The organism is Pseudobythopirellula maris (assembly GCF_007859945.1).
In the GTDB taxonomy this organism is placed as follows: Bacteria; Planctomycetota; Planctomycetia; order Pirellulales; family Lacipirellulaceae; genus Pseudobythopirellula; species Pseudobythopirellula maris.
Genome location: NZ_SJPQ01000003.1, coordinates 96,330 through 118,373, shown reverse-complemented (window position 1 = coordinate 118,373; position 22,044 = coordinate 96,330). Strand labels below are relative to the sequence as shown.

The window sequence follows — 22,044 nt, the reverse complement described above, 5'->3', positions numbered from 1 at the left end:
GATAAGAAGCAGTCCGATGGGCGACACTCAGGCGACGGAATCCAAGGCCTACAAGCACGTCAACCACCTGTGGGACGACGCCACAGCGGCGAAGCTATCGCCGGCCGAGCGGCTCGTTTACCGCTCGAACTGCTTGGGCGCCGACCAGCGCATCACCAACACCGGCGGCGGCAACACCTCGTCGAAGATCGACGAGACCGACCCGCTGTCGGGCGAATCGGTCGAGGTGCTGTGGGTCAAAGGCTCCGGAGGCGACCTCCGCACCAGCAAGCTCGAGAACTTCGCCTCGCTCCACCAGGACAAGCTGCTCTCCCTGCGAGGAGTATACGCCGACCAACCCGAACGGGGACCCAAGACCCCGGCCGAGGACGGCATGGTCGGCCTCTTCCCGCACTGCACGTTCAATCTGAACCCGCGTGCGAGCTCGATCGACACGCCGCTGCACGGCTTCTTGCCGGCCAAGCACGTCGACCACATGCACCCGAACTCGGTGATCGCCGTTGCGGCGAGCCGCCGCAGCAAGGAGCTCGGCCAAGAGATCTTCGGCGACGAGATCGGCTGGGTCCCCTGGCTCAGGCCCGGCTTCGAGTTGGGCCTGATGATGCAGCGCGAGGTCGAGGCCAACCCGGCGCTCAAAGGCCTCATTATGAGCCAGCACGGCCTGATCAACTGGGCCGAGGACGACCGCGAGTGCTACGACCTCACGCTGTCGTTGATCGACAAGGCGGCCGAGTTCATCGAGTCCAAGGACAAGGGCGCCGACACCTTCGGCGGCGCCAAGTTCCAGCCGCTCGGCGACGAGCAGCGTGACACGCTCCTGGTCGACCTGCTGCCGTGGCTCCGCGGCCAGGTTTCGCAGCAGAAGCGGTTCATCGGCACGGTGCAGACCGACGAGACGATCCTCCGCTTCGTCAACTCGCACGACGCGCCGCGTCTGGCGGAGCTCGGCACGAGCTGCCCCGACCACTTCTTGCGGACCAAGATCAAGCCGCTGTACGTCGACTGGAACCCCCAGTCCGAGGACCTCGCGTCGCTCAAGGAGAAGATCGCCGCGGGGCTCGAGAAGTACCGCGCCGACTACGCCGAGTACTACGAGGCGTGCAAGCACGACAACTCGCCGGCGATGCGCGACCCGAACCCCACGGTGATCCTGGTGCCGGGCGTCGGCATGATCGCCTGGGGCAAGAACAAGAGCGAGTCGCGCGTCACCGCGGAGTTCTACAACTGCGCGGTCGAGGTGATGCGCGGCGCCGAGGCGATGGACGAGTACATCGCGCTGCCGCGGCAAGAGGCGTTCGACATCGAGTACTGGCTCTTGGAAGAGGCGAAGCTCAAGCGGATGCCGCCCGAGAAGGAGCTGGCCCGCAAGGTGGTGGTGGTTGTCGGCGCCGGTTCGGGCATCGGCAAAGAGACGGCCCACCGCCTCGCCAAAGAGGGCGCCCACATCGTCTGCGCCGACATGAACGCCGACGCCGCCCAGGCCACGGCCGACGAGCTCACCGGCATCTACGGCCAGGGCATCGGCGTGGCGGGCACGGGCGTGTCGGGCTGCGGCCCGGCGATCGCCGGCGACGTGAACATCACCTGCCGCGAGTCGATCCAGGGCCTGCTGAAGAAGACGGTCTTGGCCTACGGCGGCGTCGACCACGTGGTCGTGACGGCCGGCGTGTTCATCCCCCCCAGCCGCGACGGCAAGGTGACCGACCAGCAGTGGCAGACGACGTTCGACGTGAACGTTCGCGGCCTCTACAACGTGGGCGACGAGTGCCGCGAGCTGTTCGCCGAGCAAGGCCTCCGCGGCTCGGTGGTGCTCACGACGAGCGTCAACGCCGTGGTGTCGAAGAAGGGCTCGGTCGCGTACGACACGTCGAAGGCGGCGGCCAACCACTTGGTCCGCGAGCTGGCCGTCGAGCTCGCCCCGCTGGTCCGCGTGAACGGCGTGGCGCCCGCCACGGTGGTCGAGGGCTCGACCATGTTCCCCCGCGACCGGGTGATCGCCTCGCTCACGAAGTACGACATCCCGTTCGAGGAGTCGGGCAGCGACGACGAGCTGCGTAGCAAGCTGGCGAACTTCTACGCCCAACGCACGCTGACCAAGGCGCCGATCACCCCGGCCGACCAGGCCGAAGCGATCGCGTTCCTCGTCTCCGACAAGTCGAGCAAGACCACCGGCCAGGTGATCTCGGTCGACGGCGGCCTGATCGACGCGTTCCTCCGATAAACGACGACAAGCGGATGCCGGATGACGGAGCGATCTCCGTCATCCGGCGTTCACGCCTCGCCATTCTGTTGCGGCGGGGCGGCTCTATCTCCTTTCTATCTTCTACTCCCGAAGCCCGAGCCACATGACCACCGCCCACCTTGCAATCGACCTTGGCGCGAGCTCGGGGCGGGCCATCATCGGCGTGCTGGAGGGGAGCCCGGCGCGGCTGCGCATCGAAGAGGTGAGCCGCTTCGAGCACACCCCCGGCATCACGCCGGCCGGCCCGGTGTGGGACCTCACCGGCATCTGGAACCACATCACCGTGGCGCTCAAGCGGGCGGTCGATTGGTGCAGCGAGCGGACCATCGAGTTCGCCAGCGTGGGCGTCGACACCTGGGGCGTCGACTGGGCGCTGGTCGGCACGAGCGGCGACCTGCTCTCGCTGCCGCACTGCTACCGCGACCCGCGCAACGTGGAGATCGCCGACCGCGTGCTGGAGAAGATGGGCGGCCGCGACGCGTTGTACGCCCGCACCGGCATCCAGCACATGCCGCTCAACACGATCTTCCAGGTGGCGGCCCGCCACATCGACGAGCCCCGGCTGTTCGACGCGGCCGACCGGCTGCTGTTCTTGCCCGACTTGTTCCACTACTGGCTCTCGGGCGAGATGAGCAACGAGCGGACGATCGCCTCGACCAGCTCGATGCTCGACGTCGAGACCGGCGAGTGGGACAGCGACCTGATCGCCAAGCTCGGTTTGCCCGAGCACCTGTTCAGCCCGCTCGAGGACCCCGGCTTCGAGGTCGGCATGGTCCGCGACGAGATCGAGCAGGCGATCGGCGCCGTCGCGCCGATCCGCGTGGTCGCCCCCGCGGCCCACGACACGGCGAGCGCCGTGGCGGCCGTGCCGTTCGCCCCCGGCGAGGCGGCCAGCAGCGCCTACCTGTCGAGCGGCACCTGGTCGCTCTTGGGCATCGAGCGCGAGTCGCCGCTCGCCAGCCCCGAGGCGGGCGCCGTGCCGCTCACGAACGAGCGCGGCGTGGCGGGCACGGTGCGGGTGCTGAAGAACATCGCCGGCTTGTGGCTGGTGCAGGAGCTGCGGCGCGAGCTGCTGGCCTCGGGCCGCAACCTGTCGTTCGCCGAGATGACCGAGCAGGCCGCCGCCGCCGAGCCGTTCCGCACGATCGTCGACCCCGACTTCCCCGACTTCGCCCTGCCGGGCGACATGTCCGGCAAGGTGCAGCGCTACGCCGAGGCGACCGGCCAGCAGGCCCCGGAGAACGTCGGCCAGTTCGTCCGCTGCTGCCTGGAAGGGCTGGCGCTCGGCTACCGCCGCACGATCGACCAGGTCGAGAAGATCACCGGCGCCAAGATCGAGACCTTGCACGCCGTGGGCGGCGGGGTGAACAACCGTTTGCTCAGCCAGTTCGCCGCCGAGGCGATCCACCGGCCCGTCATCTGCGGACCGACCGAGGCCACCGCCATCGGCAACCTGCTGATGCAGGCCTACGGCTGCGGGGCCGTGGCCGACCGCCACGAGATCCGCGAGGTCGTGGCCCGATCGTTCGAGACCGAGCGTTTCGAGGCGGGCTCGAACGGCTCCGGCGACTGGAGCGCCGCCCAATCCACTTTCGCCCAACTCGTCGCACGCCGCGGCGACCTCTTCGAGTGAGCACCAACGAATGACTTCTGTCGAATCGCGTTTCGAATCCGCCAAGCAGCAATACGCCGACCAGGGTGTCGACGTGGAGGCCGCGCTCGCGCGCCTGGCCGACATCCCGATCTCGCTGCACTGTTGGCAGGGCGACGACGTCGCCGGCTTCGAGGTCGGCGGCGCCGAGCTCGGCGGCGGCATCGCCGTGACGGGCAACTACCCCGGCGTGGCCCGCACGGCCTGCGAGCTGCGCAGCGACCTCGAGGCGGCGCTCGCCCAGATCCCCGGCCGCCACCGCCTGAACCTGCACGCCATCTACGCCGAGACCGACGGCAAGCGGATCGAACGCGACGCGCTCGCGCCCGAGCACTTCTCCGCCTGGATCGACTGGGCCAAGGAGAACCTCGCGGGCCTCGACTTCAACCCGACCTGCTTCTCGCACCCGCTGGCCGACAGCGGGTTCACCCTCTCGAGCGCCGACCCGGCGGTGCGGGAGTTCTGGATCGACCACTGCGTCGCCAGCCGCAAGATCGGCCTGGCGATGGGCGAGGCGATGGGCACGCCGTGCGTGACGAACGTCTGGATCCCGGACGGCTACAAGGACGTTCCGGTCGACCGCCTGGCGCCGCGCCAACGCCTCGCCGAGTCGCTCGACAAGGTCTTCGCCGAGGAGCTCGATCCCGCGGCGCACCTCGACGCGGTCGAGTCGAAGCTGTTCGGCATCGGCTCGGAGAGCTACGTCGTCGGCTCGCACGAGTTTTACTTGGGCTACGCCCTCACGCGCGGCAAGGTGCTCTGCCTCGACGCGGGCCACTTCCACCCGACCGAGACAATCTCCGACAAGCTCTCGGCCGTGCTCTGCAACCTCGACCGCGTGCTGCTGCACGTGAGCCGCGGCGTGCGTTGGGACAGCGACCACGTGGTGCTCCTGAACGACGACCTGCGTGCGATCGCCGACGAGATCGTCCGCGGCGGGTTCGAGAAGCGGGTCCACATCGGGCTCGACTTCTTCGACGCGAGCATCAACCGCGTGGCGGCGTGGGTCATCGGCGTGCGGGCGACGCTCAAGGCGCTCTTGGCCGCGTTGCTCGAACCGACCGACCGACTCAAGCAGGTCGAAGCCGACGGCGACTACACCGCCCGTCTCGCCTTGCTCGAAGAGCAGAAGACGATGCCGCTCGGCGCCGTGTGGGACCACTACTGCGAGCAGAGCGGCGCGGCCGTCGGGCCGGCGTGGCTCGACGTGGTGCGTGGCTACGAGAACGACGTGCTCGCCAAACGCGCCTAATCCGATAACTCACCTGACCTTTGGCCCAAAGGCCGGTCGCAATCCGCTGTGGCGCGATCGCCCGAGCGACGCAGCTGGTTGCTCACGGGCCGACGGCCAAGTTTAATAAGGGGTCGCCGGGCAACTCGAATGTGTCCACGCCGGGCGACTCTCTTCCGCAGGCCTCACCGCAACCCAAGCCCCCGCGAATCGCTTTGAACGTTTCAGCCACGATGGATGTCTCCACTCCGACCACTCCCGGCGCCGAGCGCCGCGCCAGCGAGCTCGCGGCCACGGTCCGCCGCGTCGTCGGCGAGCAGAGCGTGTGGGACATGCACACGCACCTTTACCCGCCCACGTTCGGCACGACGCTCGGCGGCCCCAAGGTGAAGAGCGACCCCAACGGCCTGTTGCTGTGGGGCGTCGACGAGCTGCTCACGTACCATTACCTCGTGGCCGAGGTGTTCCGCGTCGTGCCGGCCACGGAGCTGCCGTACGCCGACTTCTGGAAGATGGGCAAGCAGGCCCAGGCCGACCACATCTGGAAGCATCTGTTCCTCGACCGCTCGCCGATCAGCGAGGCGTGCCGCGGCGTGCTCACCACGCTCAAGAACCTGGGCCTCGACCCGTCGGACCGCGACCTGAAGGGCTACCGCAACTGGTTCGCCGAGCAAGACCCGAGCGACCACATCGACCGGGTGATGGAGACCGCCGGCGTGTCGCGCATCACGATGACCAACGCGGTGTTCGACGACAACGAACGCGAACGCTGGCTCGCCGATCCCAAGGTCGGCGCCGACCCGCGGTTCGCCGGCGTGTTGCGTTTCGACCCGCTGCTGCGTGACTGGGCCGGGGCCGCGAAGCTGCTCACCGAATGGGGCTACGACGCCAACGCGGACCTCGACGCGTCGAGCGTTGAGAGCGCCCAACGTTTCGTCCGCGACTGGATCGACCGCGTCGGCGCCATCTACTGCGCCGTGAGCCTGCCGCCCGAGTTCCGCTACGGCGGCGCGGACGACAACAGCACCGGCAGCCGCGTGCTCCGCGAGGTGGTGCTGCCCGTGCTCGAAGAGCGCGGCCTGCCGTTCGCGATGATGATCGGCTCGCGCATGCAGGTGAACCCGTCGCTGGGCGACGCCGGCGACATGGGCGGTCTGTCCGACGTGGTGAGCGTCGTGACGCTCTGCCGCGAGTTCCCGGGCAACCGCTTCTTCTGCACGATGCTCGCCCGCGAGAACCAGCACGAGCTGGCGGTCGCCGCCCGCAAGTTCGGCAACCTGATGGTGTTCGGCTGCTGGTGGTTCCTCAACAACCCGTCGCTCGTGGACGAGATCACGCGGATGCGCATCGAGCTGCTGGGCCTGAGCTGCATCCCGCAGCACTCCGACGCCCGGGTGCTCGACCAGCTGATCTACAAGTGGGACCACAGCCGCGAGCTGATCGCCACGGTGCTCGTGGACAAGTACCAGGACGCAGAAAAGACCGGCTGGCGCGTGACCGACGACGAGATCCGCCGCGACGTGAAGCTGCTGTTCGAGGGCAACTTCGCAAGCTTCTTGAAGGGCTGAAACACCTCGGGTTGTGTTGTGGGAGGCGTCTCCGACGCCGCCAACGCGCTCATAGCGCATTTCGGCCGGTACGCCGTGATAGGGTTCTGAACAGATTGCTGCCGTGAATTCGGTAAATGCCCAGGATGACGCCTTCTGTGTCAGTTAGCGACCGTGATCCTGAGCACGATTCTCACGGCTGATCGGTGTTTCGAGTAGCTTGCTCTGGAAGCTCATGTTCGCTCTCGTTTTCGGCCTTAGGGACGCCGTTCTCGTCCACTAGGAACGGTCGCCATGGCCAAGCCGATTTGTCTTCTGCGATCAGGTCGCCCGTATTCGTGTTGAGGTAGATTGAAGTGTGTCTGGTCTCTTTGCCATCGATTATGAAATAGGCCCAGTGATTAAGGCTGTCTTCCTTCGGCCTCGCTCCACTTGTCTTCTCGATGAAATCGACTAACTCAGGTGTGTTCCAGTGCAATCGCCCCCCTTGCATGCGCAGCCGGATTCCAGTCGCATCGTCCGCGAATCGGTTCGTCACAAACGAGTGGGCGAATGCCTTTTCGATCGCCGCAGTGATTTGCGAGGGCGTCAGAGGAAACACAATCTGGCGACCCCCACGTATCTCACAGAGAACCGAAACGGATACATCGTGGGCATACGGTCGTTTCGGGAAGAGAGTCGCAGACCAAATCGGTCCTTCAAGGGGGCAACCGTAGAAGCTGCCTCGATTCAGTTCAACCTCTTCGGTCCTGAAGTGAAGAGCAAGGGTTTCTGAAAGATCGCTTGCCTGAAGAAGCTCTCGGCCTCTCTTGGCGTCAATCGCTCGCTCTTCTTCCAATGATTCGCCTTCACTCTTTGCCTGCTCGTCTCTTGCACGAACAGTGATTTTGCCAGTCTCGTAGTCAAATGTGTAAGCGGTCTTATCGATCATTACCAAGTGGAACGCCGCATCGTAGAATCCGTTTGGCTTCGATTGATTCCACGGACGCCAGGTGTAGTGGCTCACGGACATCTCCAGCAGCTCGGGCTGCTGGATAAGCTCGCGCACCTCGTACGACTTCAGAAGCTTTCCGTCTTTGTAGAACGCAATTGCTAAATCGGTGTGCTTCTCTTGATCGCTAGCCCAAGGGCCGACGCGGACGAAGTAGCGACCATCGTCGGAGAGATAACCCTCAAAGGCATACCAGCCCTCGGTTCGCCAAATCTCCTCGAAATCACCGTCTTCGGTAACTGAGTACGCAACGCCGAAAGCTACGCGATCAACAACACGCTTGTCACCGTCTTTCCGCCACTTGGCAGGCACCATCTTGAACAAGTAGTCTCCTTGGGACGATGTCTTTACCCAAGGTACTGGCAACGCTTCGAAATCAGCTCGAACCTCAACGTGACCGAGCGAGATGCAGACAAGTGCGGCAGCGAACGCGTTCTTCATCTGATTCCTACCTGGGTTGGCTCGGAGTTCCCAGCTACCAGTCTAGCAAACGCCACACGAGCACTTAGTGGGACACGGATACCGACGTAAAGTCAGCACTTCCCCGCATGTCGCTAAGTACAAAGGTGTCACCCTAATTTGCCGCGAACGTGTCGCCCTGATGCGGTCCCGTCTGCGCAAACTCTGATGGGAAAGACGCCTCCCACAGCAAAGCCTGGATAGCCGGGCCCCAGAAAATCCAACGCAACCTATTTCTGCGTCGTGCGGCGGTACTCGCGGGGGCTCATGCCGTATTCCTGTTGGAAGGCGGTCGTGAGCTGCTTGGCCGACGAGAAGCCGGTGCGGTGGGCGATCTGATAGATCTTGTCGTTGCGTTCTTTCACGAGCATCCGCTTGGCCCGCTCGAGCCGCTGCCGCCTGAGGTATTGGTAGGGGGTCTCGCCCAGGGCGTCGCGGAAGGCGTATTCGAGCCAGCGGCGCGAAACGCCGGCGTGGTCGGTGAGCTCGTCGATGGTGACCGGCTCGCCGAGGTGCGTGTGCAGGTAGTCGAGGGCGCTCCGCAGCCGGCTGTCGGTCACGGCGAACGTGGTGGTCGATTCTCGCTCGACGACCTGCATCGGCGGGATCACCTCGTCGGAGGCGGGGGCCGTCTCGCCCCGCATCATCTGGTCGAGGAGCGCCGCCGCCCGGTAGCCTTCCATTTGATCGTTGCGGGCCACGCTCGTGAGCGACGGGTGGGCGTGCTCGCAGATCACCTGCTCGTTGTCGACGCCGATCACCGCCACCGCCTCGGGCACCTTGAGCTCGGCCTGCCGGCAGGCGTCGAGCACTTGCCGCGCCCGGTAGTCCGACACCGCGAACAGCCCGCACGGCGTGGTGAGTTGCTTGAGCCAACCGGCGAGCGCTTGGTACTGCTTGAGCCAGGCGGCGCCCTGCGTGCCGAACGTCGGCTCGGCGAGGAACTCGACCGTGCTGCACTCGGACTCGGCCAGCCTTTCGGCGAATCCTTGCTTGCGCAGCCGCGAGTACTCGACCCGCTCGAGCCCGTAGAACGCGAAGTGGCGGAAGCCCTTGCTCACCAAGTGGTCGGCGGCCAGGCGGCCGATCGCCATGTTGTCCAGCGTGATCCGCGGGATGCCGGGAACCGCCAACGCGCTCGACATATTGACGATCGGCAGCTTCATCTCGTGGGCGCAGGCGGCCTCCTTCTCGGTGTTGATCGCCGCCAGGATGCCGTCGCCGGGCCAGCCGACCAGGTCGAGCACCGAGAAGGAGAGCGACTCCGGCGCGGTGATGTACGACCAGTTGCGGTCTTGCTCACGGGCGTAGCGGAGCACGCCCTCGATGAACAGCTCCTGGTGGGCGCCACGCGGGAACGCGAGGGCGATTTCTTTGATGCTTTCCACGAACGGCGGCCGGCGGCTAACGGGGAGACTGGGGCGAATCGCACATACAACCGGCAGCGTTGGTCGCGGCGTGTATCAGCCGCTGGGCGACTGACACACACGCCGTGGCTATCGGTCGTGTGTCCTCTGGAGGGGGCGATCAGGTGGCGGTGGCGGGCGAGATTGTGCCTTCACGAGTGCGATATATAGGAAACTATTGCAACCGAAAAGCGCCGGAGCAACCCGCTGGGGTGCAAAATTTAGGAATAGCGTTTGGCTTTTCCCCTAGGAGACGCATTTCTAGCGTTCCAGGCGGTCGAGCTGATTCTGCGCCCCCGAAGTGCAGCTCGCTCTATCGCGGGGCTCGCACGCGCCCACTTCCGATTGAGCCGTTGTTGACGGCGGCAAGGCGGGGAGAGGCGCCGTCTAGCGGCGAATCGCATGGAGAGTTACCGCAAACGGGTGAGATCGAAACGGCTTACCCCTTTGAGGCGAGACAGAGTTGCCAAGCACAAACCCGCCATGCGCTGATCCACGCCAACCGTCTTTGAGATTCATGCCGACCCGATCCCGACCCCATCAGACGCCCCGCGACACCGACGCCCCGAGCAGGCGGCGGTTCTTGGGCCATGCGCTGGGGGCGTCGCTCGGTGCGGTCGCCATGTCGCCCGGCCGGCTCATCGCCCAGGCGCCCGCGGCCCACATCCGCCGCCCGGTCACGCTGCGGGTGATGGGGACCGACGTGACCATGCGCGAAGACCTCCGTCGGCAAGCGGAGAAGGACCTCGGCTTCCGCATCGAGTTCCTGCCCAAGGGGAGCGCAGCCGTCCTGCAGAAGGCGTCGACCCGACACGACTCGTTCGATGTGTACGAGCAATGGTCCAACAGCATCAAGATCTTGTGGCAAGCCGGGGCGATCCAGCCGCTCGACAAGAGCCGCATCCGGCGGTGGGATGAGATCAACTCGCTCTCGAAGACCGGCACGCTCAGCGCGGGGGTGGCCGTTGGCGCGGGCGACGCGCCTCACCGGCTGCTGCACGTGCAGCCCGACGGCGGGCTGGGCGAGAACCCCACCGATCGGCTCAGCTTCCTGCCATACGTCCACAACGTCGACTCGTTCGGCTACAACACGAACGTGATACCCGAGGGACGGCCCTACGAGACAGAGAGCTGGGGGTGGTTGCTCGACGAGCGCAGCCGCGGCCGCGTGGCGCTGGTGAACGAGCCGACGATCGGCGTGTTCGACGCGGCGTTGGCGGCCCAGGCGAAGGGGCTCGTCGAGTTCGGCGACATCGGCGCGATCACCCGCGACGAGATGGACCGCCTCTTCGAGGTGCTGATCCGCTACAAGCGCAACGGCCACTTCAGCGGGCTTTGGAGTTCGGTGCCGCAGTCGATCGAGTTTATGCGGAGCGGCCGGGTGGCGATCGAGAGCATGTTCTCTCCCGCCGTGTCGACTCTCAACGGGCTCGGCGTGCCGGTCACCTACGCCGCCCCGCGCGAGGGCTACCGCGGGTGGCACGGCGTGATGTGCCTGTCGTCCAAGACAACCGGCCACACCCGCGACGCGGCCTACGACTACATGAATTGGTGGCTCGAGGGATGGGCCGGCGCCTACATGGCGCGGCAGGGCTATTACATCTCGGTCCCCGAGCGGACGCGCGAGCACCTCTCGGCCGACGAGTGGGACTACTGGTACCAAGGCGGGCGAGCGCGCGTCGACTTGCACGACGCCGACGGCCGCGTGGCGGTCCCGGTCGGCTCGCTGCGGCGGGGCGGGAGCTACGAGGAGCGTCTCAGCCGGATCGCGGTCTGGAACACGGTGATGGACTCCTACGAGTACAGCCTCGTCCGTTGGTACGAGCTGCTCAACGCGTGAAAGAGCCCATGAAACCCCCCACAGCCAGCCCGCCCGCACGCCACATCACCGTAGGGAGAAAGATCTCTCTCGGCTTCGCGATCGTGCTCGCGCTGCACGTGTCGATCGCCGTGCTCAGCCACCAAGGCCTCACCAAGGCCGACGGCGACCGGGCGCGGATCAACGCCCTGCGGGAGCAGGTCACGCTGTTCTACGAGATCAACCGCATCGTGGGCGAGGTGCGCCACAACGTGTCGTTGTTCGTCCACAACGGATTCGCGGGGCCCGAGCGTCGCGCGATGGAGCTCTTCGACCGGCTCGAGACGCTGCTGGCCGAGGCCGAGCAGGTGAACCTGTTCAATCGAGAGGCGGCTTCGCTCGTGGCCATGCGGAGCCACGTCGAGACCCACCGCGAGATCCTCGAGGCGGTGGTCGCGGACCGCGCCAACCGCGACCAGATCTTGCACGCCGGCCTCAAGTCGCAGAGAGACGAGCTGCTCGCCGGACTCGCCGCGCTCAGAGAGCTCCGTCCGGACGACACGCTGACGAACGCGGTGCGCGCGGAGCTGCGGCTAGCGGAGTTGTCCGTCATGCGCTTCGTGAACGACCCCGATTCGTCGCACGTGCGCGACGCGGTCACGCACCTGAAAGAGGCCCGCCGGCGGATCGCCGCCGCGGCGGCCGGAGCGAGCGGCGCGCAGGCCCGACTGCTCGACGAACTCATACGGGCGACACACGGTTACCGCGAGCGGATCATCCAGCTCGTGCAAGCGACGCGCGGCTACCTGCACCTGACGAACGTGGTGCTGGCGGGCGAGGAGCAGGAGTTCTTGTACCACGCTCGCAAGATCCAGACCGCCCACGCCGAGGGGGCCCGGGCGCTCTCCGAGAGCATGCTCTCGAGCAGCGTGCGTTACCAACGCGCCAGCAACTGGTTCTCGCTCGTGACGATCGTGCTGGGGGTGCTCGCCGCCTGGATGATCAAACGCGACATCGCCCCCACCCTGCAGTCGATCGCCGCCACCTTTGAACGGCTGACCCGCGGCGAAGAGTGCGGCGCGATCCCGGGCGCCGAACGCTCCGACGAGCTCGGCGAGTTGGCGGCGGCCGCCCAGGTGTTCAAGGAGAAGGCCGCCGAGACCACACGGCTGCTCCGCGAGTCCGAGACCGCCAAGGCCGAGCTCAACACGCTCAACGGCCAGCTGGCCGAGCAGACCGCCATCGCCGAGCAAATGGCGACCGAGGCGACCGCGGCCACCAGGAGCAAGAGCGAGTTCCTGGCCAACATGAGCCACGAGATCCGCACCCCGATGACCGCGATCCTGGGGTTCACCACGATCCTCGAGGAGTGCGACGACCCCGACCAGCACCGCGACGCCGTCGGCACGATCCGACGCAACGGCGAGCACCTGCTCGGCGTGATCAACGACATCCTCGACCTCTCGAAGGTAGAGGCGGGCAAGCTCACCGTCTCGCTCGCCCCGGTCGATCCCCGCACGCTGCTGCTCGAGGCGATCGGGCTGATGCAGGTCAAGGCCGACGGCGCCGGCGTGTCGCTGAGCATGACGATCGACTCGCCCCTGCCGCGCAAGATCGCGTCGGACGCGGTGCGCCTCCGCCAGGTGCTGCTGAACCTGATCGGCAACGCGATCAAATTCACCGAGGCGGGCGGGGTGAGCGTCAACGCGGGCTACGACGAGATCTCCGAGGGTTTCGGCACGCTGCGCGTCGACATCGTCGATTCCGGCATCGGCATCCATGAGGAGCAGCAGGCGTTGCTCTTCCAGCCTTTCTCGCAAGCCGACAACTCGATGCAACGCGACTTCGGCGGCACCGGTCTCGGTCTGGCGATCAGCAAAAGGCTTGCCGAGATGCTCGGCGGCGACGTGCGGCTCGTCTCTTCGTCGCCCGGCGAGGGGAGCCATTTCCGCCTCACGATCGACGCGACATGTGTCCCCGGTTCGGCCGACCAGGGCCCCTTGGCGCCGGTCGCCGCGACGCAGAACGCGGCGGTCTCGCTCGAGAGCACCGACGCCAATCCCGGCTCGCTGGTCAAAAAACGGGTGCTGATTGCCGAGGACGGCCCCGACAACCAGCGGTTCTTGCGTTTTGTCCTTGAGCGGGCTGGCGCCGAGGTCCGGATCGTGGAGAACGGCCTGATCGCCACCGAAACGCTGCTCGCCAGCGATGATCAGGAAGAGGCCTACGACTGTGTGCTGATGGACATGCAGATGCCCGTGTGCGACGGCTACGAGGCGACCCGGTTGCTGCGCGAGGCCGGCTACCGGCGCCCGATTGTCGCGCTGACCGCGCACGCGATGGACAGCGACCGCCAGAAGTGTTTAGACGCCGGTTGCGACGACTTCCAGACCAAGCCGGTCGATCCGGCAAAGCTCCTGTCGGTTGTCGCCGCATGGGCGCAGCGGGCCGAATCGCCGCTGCACATGCACGCCTGAGTCGCACGCCGTCTCTAAAGACTGGCGAGCCAATCGCCGACAAGCCAGTTGCCGATGAGCAGCCCAATGAGCCCCCAGCCGAACCAAGACGGCCACGTCGGCTCGGCGTCGCTCGCCTCGTATCGCAGCGAGAGCAGGCGGTAGGGCGGCTGCAACAGCACGGCGAGCGCGAGCACCCAGCCGACACGGTGGTAGGCGAGCGAACCGTGCAGGTCGCCGTGGGCCAGCGCGATGAAGCTGCGCGTCAGGCCGCAGCCGGGGCACTCGGCGCCCAGCATCAGCCGGCTGCCGCACAACTCGGGCAGCCGCGCGCCGGGCATGCCCTGCGGCCCCACGCCAAGACCGTCGGCGTCGACACGCAAGGCGAAGGCCGCCGCGATGACGCCCAGCGAGAGCCACAGCATGAACCGATGCCGCCTGACCCGCTCGGTGGGAATCAGCCGGGCGGGTTCGTCCGACGGGACGGGTGTGAGCTGAACGAGCCCCAGGGCCGGGTCGACGCAGTCGGCTTGATTGGGGGGATCGCTCATCGGTTGCGCCGGGGTTCGCGCTTGGGTTCGCGCTGGGGTTGGCGATCGTCCATGCTTGAGGCATGGGGCTTGGATCCGCGGGGGCGTTCAGGCCGCCGGCACAACGATGAGCCCTTCGCAGCTTTTGCACCGCACGCGTCGCCCACGGAGCCGCGGGTCGAGGTTGTAGCGGGCGTCGCACTTGGGGCATTTCACGGCGACCGGCTCGGCACTCTCGCCCGGGATCCCGGCAGCGGCGGTTTCGCCCTGGGGGGCGGCGCCCGCCGGCGGGCCCGGCGCGGCGGCTGGCGGTGGCGGCGCCATGGCTGCGGCGGCAACGGCTGGCGTCGGCGACGCCGCGGGCGTTTGCTCTTCGACGAGCATGCTCACCGGGTCGAGCGGCAGGCGGTGTTTGTTCTGGTCGACCCAGCGGGCCGCTTCGCCGTTGAGCGGGCTCTTGGTGTTGTAGCTCTGGTAGGCGAGCATCTCGCCGATGCGCATCACCAGCGATTGCAGCGACTCGCCCGCGCTCCAGTGGTCGCCCACGCAGATGGCGTGTGGCGCGATGTTCGGGTGGAACACCGGCGAGAGCATGCGGCACTGCGGCGGCGTGCGCGGGTAGTTCAGCGGCAAGTGGATCTCGACCAAGTGCGTGTCGGCCTCGCCCAACTCGCCGCCGTTCATCCGCAGGCTGCGCACGCGGTACTCCAGCTGGTAGCGCTCCGGCGGATCGCCTGCGGCCTGGATCAAACGCACGCGGGCGTGCCGGCGAGTGTACTCTTGGATTTGGGCGTGATCGGCTGTCAGCCGACGGAGTCGCACGGCGCTCATGGTTTCGTCTCGGTCTCGTTGGTCGTCGCGGTTGCTCTCGGCTTGCTGTCGGGGAGCCCGAAGCTGCGGGGGGCCAACTCGAGCAGCGTGGGCAACGCGATCGAGAACCCGAGCCCCTCGGCGAAGCGTTTGTCGCCCGTCATGGTGTTGATGCCGATCAGCCGCCCGTCGGCGTCGTACAGCCCGCCTCCGCTGTTGCCCGGGTTGATCGCGGCGGTGGTCTGGAAGATGCGGAACCGGTAGCCCTCTTTCTCTTGCCGCCTGACCTGCGAGATGTCGCCCGCCGAGTGGGTCCAACCAAAGCCGTGCGGGTTGCCAACGGCGAAGACGTTGTCGCCGATCCGGGGCGTGGCGGCGAGGTCCCAGCGGGCCGCCCGCACCTCCTCGCCGAACACCGGCGCGGAGACGATCGCCAAGTCGATGCCGTGCGGCGCCAGCCACTCGACCGTGCCGGGGACCGACTTGTGTTCGAGCGTGGTGATCTGGATCGACTTGCCGAGTGAGTCGGCGTCCTTGGGCGGGGCGTCGGGGCTGGAGGCGTAGCGGTGGTCGACCACGTGGCGGTTCGTGACGATGTAGGCCGATCCCTCGCTGATCGACAGCACGACGCCCGACCCCATGCCGCTCTGCCCGAGGTAGCCGACCGAGTGGACCATCACGTTGGCCAGCATGGCCCGCGCCAGGTGCTCCGGTAGGTCGTCGAACGAGGCGGCGTCGATGTCCAAGTCGTTGAGCGCCACGGCGCCGTGCGGAGTGTCGATGAAGTAGGCGAGCCCGACCGACCAGCCGACCACGTCGGCGAGCCCCAGCACGATGGCGAAGACGGCGAGGCCCGCGCCGCGGCGTCCGGAGACGTGGCCCACCAGCGCGATGCAAGCGACCACGATCGCGATCAAGCCGGTCACCAGCCCGAACAGCGGCACGCCCAGAAGGGCCACGACGAACGCCCAGATGGCGGTCCGGTTCCAGCCGTCGCGCGCCGAACGGGGCGACGCCTCGTCGCCCGCGGTCGAGGCCTGCGAGCGCGGCGGCAGCGGCTGGGCCGAGGCGAGGTCCTCGCTCGAGATCGAGATCACCGCGCCCGCTCCGCCGGCCACGGCGCCGCTCGGCGCCGCGCACTCGTAGGAGCCGCACTTGTGGCGCAACTGCCAGCAGGTGTCGTGGTGCACCTCGCCGCAGCTGTCGCACACCGCGACCGGTTCGTCCAGACGGACGGCCGTTCCGCAGTGGGGGCACACGGCCCCGGCTTCTCGTTGGCCGGCGTTGTAGGTGCGCGAGGTCATTCGGGTCGCTGTGCGGGGGAATTACATTTCGGCGAACAGGAAGGCGAGCATCAGCAGCGTGTAGACGGCCGACAAGACGACCGAGGCCCACCCCATGATAACGATCAACGGGTCGCAGCGGGCGAGATCGTCGCGGCGCCCCACGACAAAAATCAGGCTCACCAGCAGCATCAGCGGCGCCAAGCAACCCATCAACGACGCGATGAAGACCCCGATGATGGTCCGCCGAAAGGCGACGCCCTTCATGCTGCTGGCCGCTTGGCGTTTCAGGTCGCTGACCGACAGGGGGTCGACCGAACTGAACTCGGTGTGGCAGTAGCGGCACCTCAGGGCGATCGACTTGATCTGCTCACCGCACGCGGGGCACTTTTTCGTGTCGCCCCAGGCCGACTGCGGCTGGGCGGCGGCGTCCTCGCCCTCGTCGACGGCCGGCGCCTCGGCGCAGCCGTAGGTGCCGCAACCGCCGATCTCCGCCCAGCACTCCTGGTGGTGGGTCTGCTGGCAGCCGGGGCAGGCGAGCACCGGCTCGCCGGCCGCGACGGCCGTCTGGCAGATCGGGCAGACGGTCGAGACGCCCGCCGCGAGCGGCCGCGACTCGACCGCCGGCGGCGCCTTAGCAGGGTCGATCTTTGACTTGCACTTCGGGCAGCGTAGCGCGCGATCGTCCGCTCCTTCGGGGAGGCGGATCTTCACGCCACACGAGCAAGTGATGGTAGTCGGAGGTGTCATCGTCGACTTATGAGGCCCCTCGGCTGATGGGTATTCCCGGTTCAAGGGGCGTTCTGCACCTCTTGGAACACTCCAATAATGACGCCTATGATGAATGTGATCACGTACACGCAAGCGACCACCATCAACATCTTCTTGCCTTTCGGCTTGCCCTGAATGATGTAAACAATCGCGACGATACAGCCGATGTTGGAACATAAAATCGCAATAATCCACTCAAAAACGCCGAGTTGCTCGTCCTCGCCACTCGAGGAGATCCTCGCCTGCTTCTTGAGTTGCGGATCGAAGATCTCGCCGCAGAAGCGGCACTTGATCGCGTTGATCGAGATCTGCTCGCCGCACATCGGGCACGGCTTGCGGGGCTCATCGGTGCTGGGCGTTTCGACGGGGGCCTCGATCTCGAAGTCGTCGTCGTCGAACCCGCCTGCCGGGGCCATCTCGGCCTCGAAGACTTCTTCTTCTTTGGGCGGCGGGGTGGGGATCACGATGACCGAGCCGCAACTGGGGCACTTGGCCCGTTTGCCGCCGGTTCCGTCCGGCGCGTTGAAGTTGCTGTGGCACGAGTCGCAAGTTACATGGATTGGCACGCGTCGGTCTCCATTTGAGCGGAATAGCGAGGCATAAGGGCCCGGCGCGGGCCTGACTTGGTGGTGGGCTTCAGGTTTGTTTGGCTTCGGTCACCGAGAACTCGAGCAGCGTCTTGCCGAGCACGATCTGGTCGCCGTTCTGCAACACGTGGCGACGGACCATCACGCCGTTCACGTAGGTGCCGTCGGGCGTGTCGCAGTCCTCGATCTCGAACCGGCCGCCGCGGTTGATGATCTGGGCGTGGCGCGGCTCGATGGCGTCGTCTTTGAACAGGTAAACGTCCGCCTTGGGAGAGCTGCCCAGCACGGTGGTGTCTTTGAAGAGGATGAACTGCTTGCCGGCGAGCGGGCCCTTGCGCATCAAGAGCCAGGCGGTCTTGGTCCAGCCCTCGACCAACCCGACGAACAGCCCGACCGAGCCGCCGATCGCGGCGAAGCCGACCGCCCGGCTGTAGGTCGCTTGGCCGTCCTCGGTCAAGAGGATCAGGCTAATCGGGTCGAACAACAGGCCGCCGACCAAGCCCCCCAGCAAGGCGCCGACCACGCCGTTGATGATGACCTTGCGCTCCTTTAGCGCGATCCCTTGGCCCATGCCGCCCGGGATGGCGGCGATGGCCCACGCCACGGAGCGGCCCATCATCAGCACCAGCAACGCGATACCTGTTGGCATCGTGTTCTCGGCCGGGTTGTCCCAAAGGCTGACAGCCAACGTTGACGAGATGCCGAAAACGATCGAGGTCGGGATCAGCGCCACGAAGCCGCCGACAAAGCCGACACCCATCCCGACCACGCCGCACTTGAGCGCCCGGAACGGGTTGCGGCAGATGATCCCCTCGGCCGCCCCAAGAAACAGACCGACGAAGGCGGCGACCACCGGGAACAAAAGGATGCCGACGACATCGATCTCGGCCTCGGAGTTGTCGTCGTACCATGGCTCCAAGATGGCCCAGCCGGCCAGGGCGCCCGCCATCGAGCAGATCGCCAGGTAAAACCAGTTGGCGTAGACCAGCCGGATGATCCAGGGCTGATCATCGACCGCGCCGATGCTGCGTTGCAGGTAATTCTGGGTTTCGACGTACTCCTCCACCTCCGGCGTTTGCAGGTCGGTCGATTCGATGCGGATCGAGTCGGTCACGGCGTCACTCGGCGGTCGGAGGCGTGGGGGCGGCTGGCGCAGAGGTCGGCGCCGCGGTTTCCGTCTCGGCCTCGCCCTGATCGGCGTCGACTTCGGCGGCGGCGCTGTCGTTTTCGGCCGGCGGCGTCGGCTTTGCGGGGGCTTCGGCCGCCTCTTCTAGGCGGCGGGCGGCGAGCTTGCTGGTCATCAGGTGGGCGATCGCCTGCCGCTCGACGTTGGACAGCGAGTACTTCTTTTGGACGTACTGCAGGTCGTATTGGCTGCCGCGCAGCAGCTTGACGAGCCGATCTCGCTCGGCCCGGTGCGCGGCCGCTTCGTCGGGCGTTGCTTCGGGGCCGAGCTCGGGCAACGCGGCGATCGCCTTGCGCGCCGAACCGATCTGGGCCTGGATCAGGTCGAGGTCTTCTTGCAGTCCGATCCGCAGCAGACGGTTGACGCCGTAATGGGCCACCGTCCCCTCGACGAGCCGCTGCTGCTCCCAACGCGATCGCTGTCCGGCGAGCAAGTAGCCGAGCATCAGCGCGGTCAAGACGAGCAGCATCACCACCGTCAACGGCGTCGAAGCCGCGGGCCGCCCCGCGGGGGCCGGCTCGTGCCGGCCGGCGGGGTCGTCGGCCGGTCGCCGACTCGGCTGAGGGGCCTCGAGCGCGGCGTCGGTCTGGATCGCCTCGCCGACCCAGTAATGCGCCAGCGGCGTGGGCTTGCCGTCGCTCCAAGCGAACACACCCTCCGAGCCGCGCACCGGGTCGACCACCATCGCCACCTGGCCGGGGTTCGCGAAGAAGTGCTCGTGGATGAAAGTGTCGCGGTCCGACAGGAAGATGCCGAAGTCGGGGTGCGAGTGGTACCAGCCGACAATCCGCTCCTCGCTGAAGCGGTTGTCCATCTCGTTGTTGATCTGCTCCCACGACTCGTGGGTGAAGGTGACCTCGGCGAACCGGCTCGCGGCGTTCTCGCAGCGGATGCAGTCGACCACCTCGGCGAACGGCCCGTCGTCGTCGAGTCCCCAGCGGCCGACCAGCACGCCGCAGATCTCGACCGAGGTGTCCCGCTTGGCGTGCTCCCAAACGGCGCGGTGGGCTTCGGGCGCCAGGAACAGGCGGAACGGCTCCTGTCGGGGCGCCGGGAACGCCCGCGTCGGCAGGTCGTCGTCGGAGAGTTGTCGCACGTCGATGCCGCTCACGATCGCTCCTGTAGGTTTTCGTTCGCCGGCAGATCGACCAAGGGCCCCAGCACGTGGGGGCGATCGCCTGAAAGCTCGTAGCCGCGTCGCCGCAGGCCGGCCCGCGCCACGACCACGTCCCACGCCGGCACGCCCAGCTCGGCCAGGCTGTGTTCGAGCAGCGGCGAGCCATCGGCGATTGAATGGTACAGGTTCGGCGCGCGCATTTCACCACACTCGGGGCAGAGGGCGTCCGACTCTTTGACGGCGCCGAGCGAAGAGAGCTTGGGGGTCGTCGCGCCGCAGGGGCCGCAGCTGAGCGACTCCAGCAGCTCGTGGTTGAACTCGAGAACGGCCGTCGGGCCGAGCTCCTGGCGGGCGCGGTCGAGGAGCGCGCCGGCGGTCAGCTCCGCAACGCTCTCTTGGATCTCGACGACCTCTTCGATCGCCTCGTGGCTCGGGCAGCCCTCGAGTTGCGAGTAGCTCACCACGTAGCTCTGGTGCGACACGCCGTCGAACACAAAGCCTTGGCCCGACAGGGCGGGGAGGCCGTGCAGCAGCTTGACCGCTTCTTGCACCTGCACGCCCGCCACGACCGACGAGGTGGTCGGCGTGGTCGGCGTCTTGCCCTCGGCGATCTCGTCGCGCGAGAGCAACGCGCAGCTGCGCCGCGCCTCGAGCATCTTCCAGTCGACCTCGCTCATCGTGCACTCGTAGCACGGCCCCGAGGCCGGGTCGAACACCCTCGCCACGCCGTCCAGGCGTTCGATGGCGCCGTCGATCCACGGCTTGCCGACCTTGGCGGCGGCCTGGTTGATGGCGACCCGCGCCTCGCGGTTGTCGAGGCCGCCCAGGATCACGTCGGCCCAGCGGTAGACGCCCAGGCCGAGGTCGTAAACGGCGTTGGCGCGCAGGCTCTGGGCGCCCATGCCGGGGTAGAGGTCGCGGGCCCGCTCCGCCGCCACGGCCGCCTTCTCTCGGCCGCAGTCGTCCGCGCGGAACAGCACGGAGCGCGAGAGGTTCGACATCTCGATCTGGTCGAGGTCGACGATGAGCACCTGGCCCACGCCCAGCAGGGCGAGGTTCTTGACGATCTCGTTGCCGAGCGCGCCCGCCCCGATCACCAGCGCCCGCGCGCCGGCGAGCTTCTTCTGGTCCCACCAGCCGATCAGCTCGAAGCGCGCGAAGCGTCCGTCGCCGCCGTCGCCACGGAGTTCCTCATCGAGATGAATTGTTTCGGACATCCCCCCCCCGGGGCTTCTGGCTCAGTGGATCATGCGCCCAGAGCAATCATCACAATCAAGGCCAATGAAACAAACAACATCAAGCCTCCCATCACAATCCCAAACCACGCCCGCCCGCGGCCCACCAATGAGGGATCCTCATTGATCTTCTTCAGCGCGAGGATGCCGAGAACCAAAGCGGCCAAGGCAAAGGGGATCCCAAAAACCGGCACGATGGCAAACAGGGCGCAGTAGCCGGCGGCGATCGCGCTGCCGGGCCGTCCGACCGGCGTGAGCGATCGATCGATTCTGCTCGGGGCGTTCTGAGCCATGAGGAGGGGATCGAGGTACGCCTGGCAGTAGCGGCACTTCTTCGCCACGGCGAGGATCTCTTCGCCGCACCTCGGGCAGCTTTTCGTTTCGCTCGTCATTGGGCCCTCTTCGGGCCGGAGCCCGCGGTTATCTCGGGCTGGAGCCGCAGCACGTCGCCGCTGGCGACCTCGGCCGAGGTGAGCGTGTCGGTTTCGAGCAATTGACGGCCCGAGCGTTTGTGATGGAACTTGTAGCTCATCATCTGCCCGTCGGGGCTGTGCCGGGGCAGGTTCATTCGCTCGATGAGCACGGCGATCAGCCGGTTCACGGGGGCGTCGGCGGGCGCCTCGACGAGCTGCCGCTTGTTGCCCGTGGCGTCCCAAACTTCGATCGAAATGTCGCTCATTCGCTTTGCTTCCGTCCGCGATCCGTGGTTGATTCGACGACGAGGGCGCAGGGGGCGGCTCGGCG

General features: G+C 66.9%; 18 protein-coding genes. 6 read left to right on the top strand and 12 right to left on the bottom strand.

The annotated features are described in order from the left end of the window. Nucleotides 1-16 precede the first annotated feature (16 nt). The 4 genes from Mal64_RS13360 (at nt 17) to Mal64_RS13345 (ending at nt 6,692) form a co-directional block, all read left to right on the top strand. Nucleotides 17-2,221 (top strand): bifunctional rhamnulose-1-phosphate aldolase/short-chain dehydrogenase, encoded by a 2,205-nt coding sequence (locus Mal64_RS13360; RefSeq protein WP_146401069.1) that lies wholly within the window; start codon nt 17-19, stop codon nt 2,219-2,221. A gap of 124 nt (nt 2,222-2,345) precedes the next feature. After that, the gene (locus tag Mal64_RS13355; protein ID WP_146401067.1) at nt 2,346-3,875 is read left to right on the top strand and encodes a rhamnulokinase; all 1,530 of its coding nucleotides are present in this window, start codon (nt 2,346-2,348) and stop codon (nt 3,873-3,875) included. A 10-nt stretch (nt 3,876-3,885) separates the two neighbouring features. Then, entirely contained in the window at nt 3,886-5,145 is a 1,260-nt protein-coding gene (locus Mal64_RS13350; protein ID WP_146401065.1) for an L-rhamnose isomerase, read from the top strand. 212 nt (nt 5,146-5,357) lie between these two features. Continuing rightward, nucleotides 5,358-6,692, top strand: a complete 1,335-nt coding sequence (locus Mal64_RS13345) for a glucuronate isomerase (RefSeq protein ID WP_146401063.1) — start codon at nt 5,358-5,360, stop codon at nt 6,690-6,692. 172 nt (nt 6,693-6,864) lie between these two features. Here the strand turns inward: Mal64_RS13345 and Mal64_RS13340 are convergent, their stop codons facing one another. After that, the gene (locus Mal64_RS13340; RefSeq protein WP_146401061.1) at nt 6,865-8,103 is read right to left on the bottom strand and encodes a hypothetical protein; all 1,239 of its coding nucleotides are present in this window, start codon (nt 8,101-8,103) and stop codon (nt 6,865-6,867) included. 248 nt (nt 8,104-8,351) lie between these two features. Further along, nucleotides 8,352-9,509, bottom strand: a complete 1,158-nt coding sequence (locus Mal64_RS13335) for an AraC family transcriptional regulator (protein WP_146401058.1) — start codon at nt 9,507-9,509, stop codon at nt 8,352-8,354. A 535-nt stretch (nt 9,510-10,044) separates the two neighbouring features. Here Mal64_RS13335 and Mal64_RS13330 point away from each other — a divergent pair. Together Mal64_RS13330 and Mal64_RS13325 are read left to right on the top strand one after the other, a co-directional pair. Then, nucleotides 10,045-11,367, top strand: a complete 1,323-nt coding sequence (locus tag Mal64_RS13330; RefSeq protein WP_146401056.1) for an ABC transporter substrate-binding protein — start codon at nt 10,045-10,047, stop codon at nt 11,365-11,367. Between the two features lie 8 nt (nt 11,368-11,375). Further along, complete coding sequence (locus tag Mal64_RS13325; RefSeq protein WP_146401054.1) at nt 11,376-13,802, top strand: ATP-binding protein; 2,427 nt, start codon at nt 11,376-11,378, stop codon at nt 13,800-13,802. Nucleotides 13,803-13,816: 14 nt separating this feature from the next. Here the strand turns inward: Mal64_RS13325 and Mal64_RS13320 are convergent, their stop codons facing one another. The 10 genes from Mal64_RS13320 to Mal64_RS13280 all read right to left on the bottom strand — a co-directional run bounded on the left by Mal64_RS13320 (nt 13,817) and on the right by Mal64_RS13280 (nt 21,979). Continuing rightward, complete coding sequence (locus tag Mal64_RS13320) at nt 13,817-14,332, bottom strand: DUF2752 domain-containing protein (RefSeq protein ID WP_197525751.1); 516 nt, start codon at nt 14,330-14,332, stop codon at nt 13,817-13,819. A gap of 87 nt (nt 14,333-14,419) precedes the next feature. After that, entirely contained in the window at nt 14,420-15,142 is a 723-nt protein-coding gene (locus tag Mal64_RS13315) for a ubiquitin-conjugating enzyme E2 (RefSeq protein ID WP_146401052.1), read from the bottom strand. Next, nucleotides 15,139-16,425 carry a trypsin-like peptidase domain-containing protein gene (locus Mal64_RS13310; RefSeq protein ID WP_146401050.1) on the bottom strand — a complete coding sequence of 429 codons (1,287 nt, stop codon included), beginning with the start codon at nt 16,423-16,425 and terminating at the stop codon, nt 15,139-15,141. Before Mal64_RS13310 ends, Mal64_RS13315 begins: the two co-directional genes overlap by 4 nt. 21 nt (nt 16,426-16,446) lie before the next feature. Next, on the bottom strand, nt 16,447-17,154 hold the full coding sequence (locus Mal64_RS13305; RefSeq protein ID WP_197525750.1) for an RING finger protein: 708 nt from the start codon (nt 17,152-17,154) through the stop codon (nt 16,447-16,449). 41 nt (nt 17,155-17,195) lie between these two features. Beyond that, nucleotides 17,196-17,741, bottom strand: a complete 546-nt coding sequence (locus Mal64_RS19885) for a hypothetical protein (protein ID WP_197525749.1) — start codon at nt 17,739-17,741, stop codon at nt 17,196-17,198. Nucleotides 17,742-17,811: 70 nt separating this feature from the next. After that, entirely contained in the window at nt 17,812-18,876 is a 1,065-nt protein-coding gene (locus tag Mal64_RS13300) for an FHA domain-containing protein (protein ID WP_146401047.1), read from the bottom strand. 4 nt (nt 18,877-18,880) lie between these two features. After that, nucleotides 18,881-20,059, bottom strand: a complete 1,179-nt coding sequence (locus Mal64_RS13295) for a Mov34/MPN/PAD-1 family protein (protein WP_197525748.1) — start codon at nt 20,057-20,059, stop codon at nt 18,881-18,883. Further along, nucleotides 20,056-21,282 (bottom strand): HesA/MoeB/ThiF family protein, encoded by a 1,227-nt coding sequence (locus Mal64_RS13290; RefSeq protein ID WP_146401043.1) that lies wholly within the window; start codon nt 21,280-21,282, stop codon nt 20,056-20,058. The genes Mal64_RS13295 and Mal64_RS13290 overlap by 4 nt, the downstream gene beginning before the upstream one ends. Nucleotides 21,283-21,311: 29 nt before the next feature. Beyond that, nucleotides 21,312-21,692: a DUF4190 domain-containing protein gene (locus Mal64_RS13285; protein WP_146402169.1), complete on the bottom strand. Its 381-nt coding sequence runs from the start codon at nt 21,690-21,692 to the stop codon at nt 21,312-21,314. Continuing rightward, on the bottom strand, nt 21,689-21,979 hold the full coding sequence (locus Mal64_RS13280) for an EsaB/YukD family protein (RefSeq protein ID WP_146401041.1): 291 nt from the start codon (nt 21,977-21,979) through the stop codon (nt 21,689-21,691). Before Mal64_RS13280 ends, Mal64_RS13285 begins: the two co-directional genes overlap by 4 nt. Nucleotides 21,980-22,044: the final 65 nt, after the last annotated feature.

What these genes read in the sequence shown, in the direction of transcription:
- Mal64_RS13290 (WP_146401043.1), bottom strand. Translation starts at nt 21,282, where the DNA reads ATGTCCGAAACAATTCATCTCGATGAGGAACTCCGTGGCGACGGCGGC.
- Mal64_RS13330 (WP_146401056.1), top strand. Translation starts at nt 10,045, where the DNA reads ATGCCGACCCGATCCCGACCCCATCAGACGCCCCGCGACACCGACGCC.
- Mal64_RS13305 (WP_197525750.1), bottom strand. Translation starts at nt 17,154, where the DNA reads ATGACACCTCCGACTACCATCACTTGCTCGTGTGGCGTGAAGATCCGC.
- Mal64_RS13360 (WP_146401069.1), top strand. Translation starts at nt 17, where the DNA reads ATGGGCGACACTCAGGCGACGGAATCCAAGGCCTACAAGCACGTCAAC.
- Mal64_RS13310 (WP_146401050.1), bottom strand. Translation starts at nt 16,425, where the DNA reads ATGACCTCGCGCACCTACAACGCCGGCCAACGAGAAGCCGGGGCCGTG.
- Mal64_RS13280 (WP_146401041.1), bottom strand. Translation starts at nt 21,979, where the DNA reads ATGAGCGACATTTCGATCGAAGTTTGGGACGCCACGGGCAACAAGCGG.
- Mal64_RS13345 (WP_146401063.1), top strand. Translation starts at nt 5,358, where the DNA reads ATGGATGTCTCCACTCCGACCACTCCCGGCGCCGAGCGCCGCGCCAGC.
- Mal64_RS13285 (WP_146402169.1), bottom strand. Translation starts at nt 21,692, where the DNA reads ATGACGAGCGAAACGAAAAGCTGCCCGAGGTGCGGCGAAGAGATCCTC.
- Mal64_RS13355 (WP_146401067.1), top strand. Translation starts at nt 2,346, where the DNA reads ATGACCACCGCCCACCTTGCAATCGACCTTGGCGCGAGCTCGGGGCGG.
- Mal64_RS13315 (WP_146401052.1), bottom strand. Translation starts at nt 15,142, where the DNA reads ATGAGCGCCGTGCGACTCCGTCGGCTGACAGCCGATCACGCCCAAATC.
- Mal64_RS13340 (WP_146401061.1), bottom strand. Translation starts at nt 8,103, where the DNA reads ATGAAGAACGCGTTCGCTGCCGCACTTGTCTGCATCTCGCTCGGTCAC.
- Mal64_RS13350 (WP_146401065.1), top strand. Translation starts at nt 3,886, where the DNA reads ATGACTTCTGTCGAATCGCGTTTCGAATCCGCCAAGCAGCAATACGCC.
- Mal64_RS13325 (WP_146401054.1), top strand. Translation starts at nt 11,376, where the DNA reads ATGAAACCCCCCACAGCCAGCCCGCCCGCACGCCACATCACCGTAGGG.
- Mal64_RS13320 (WP_197525751.1), bottom strand. Translation starts at nt 14,332, where the DNA reads ATGAGCGATCCCCCCAATCAAGCCGACTGCGTCGACCCGGCCCTGGGG.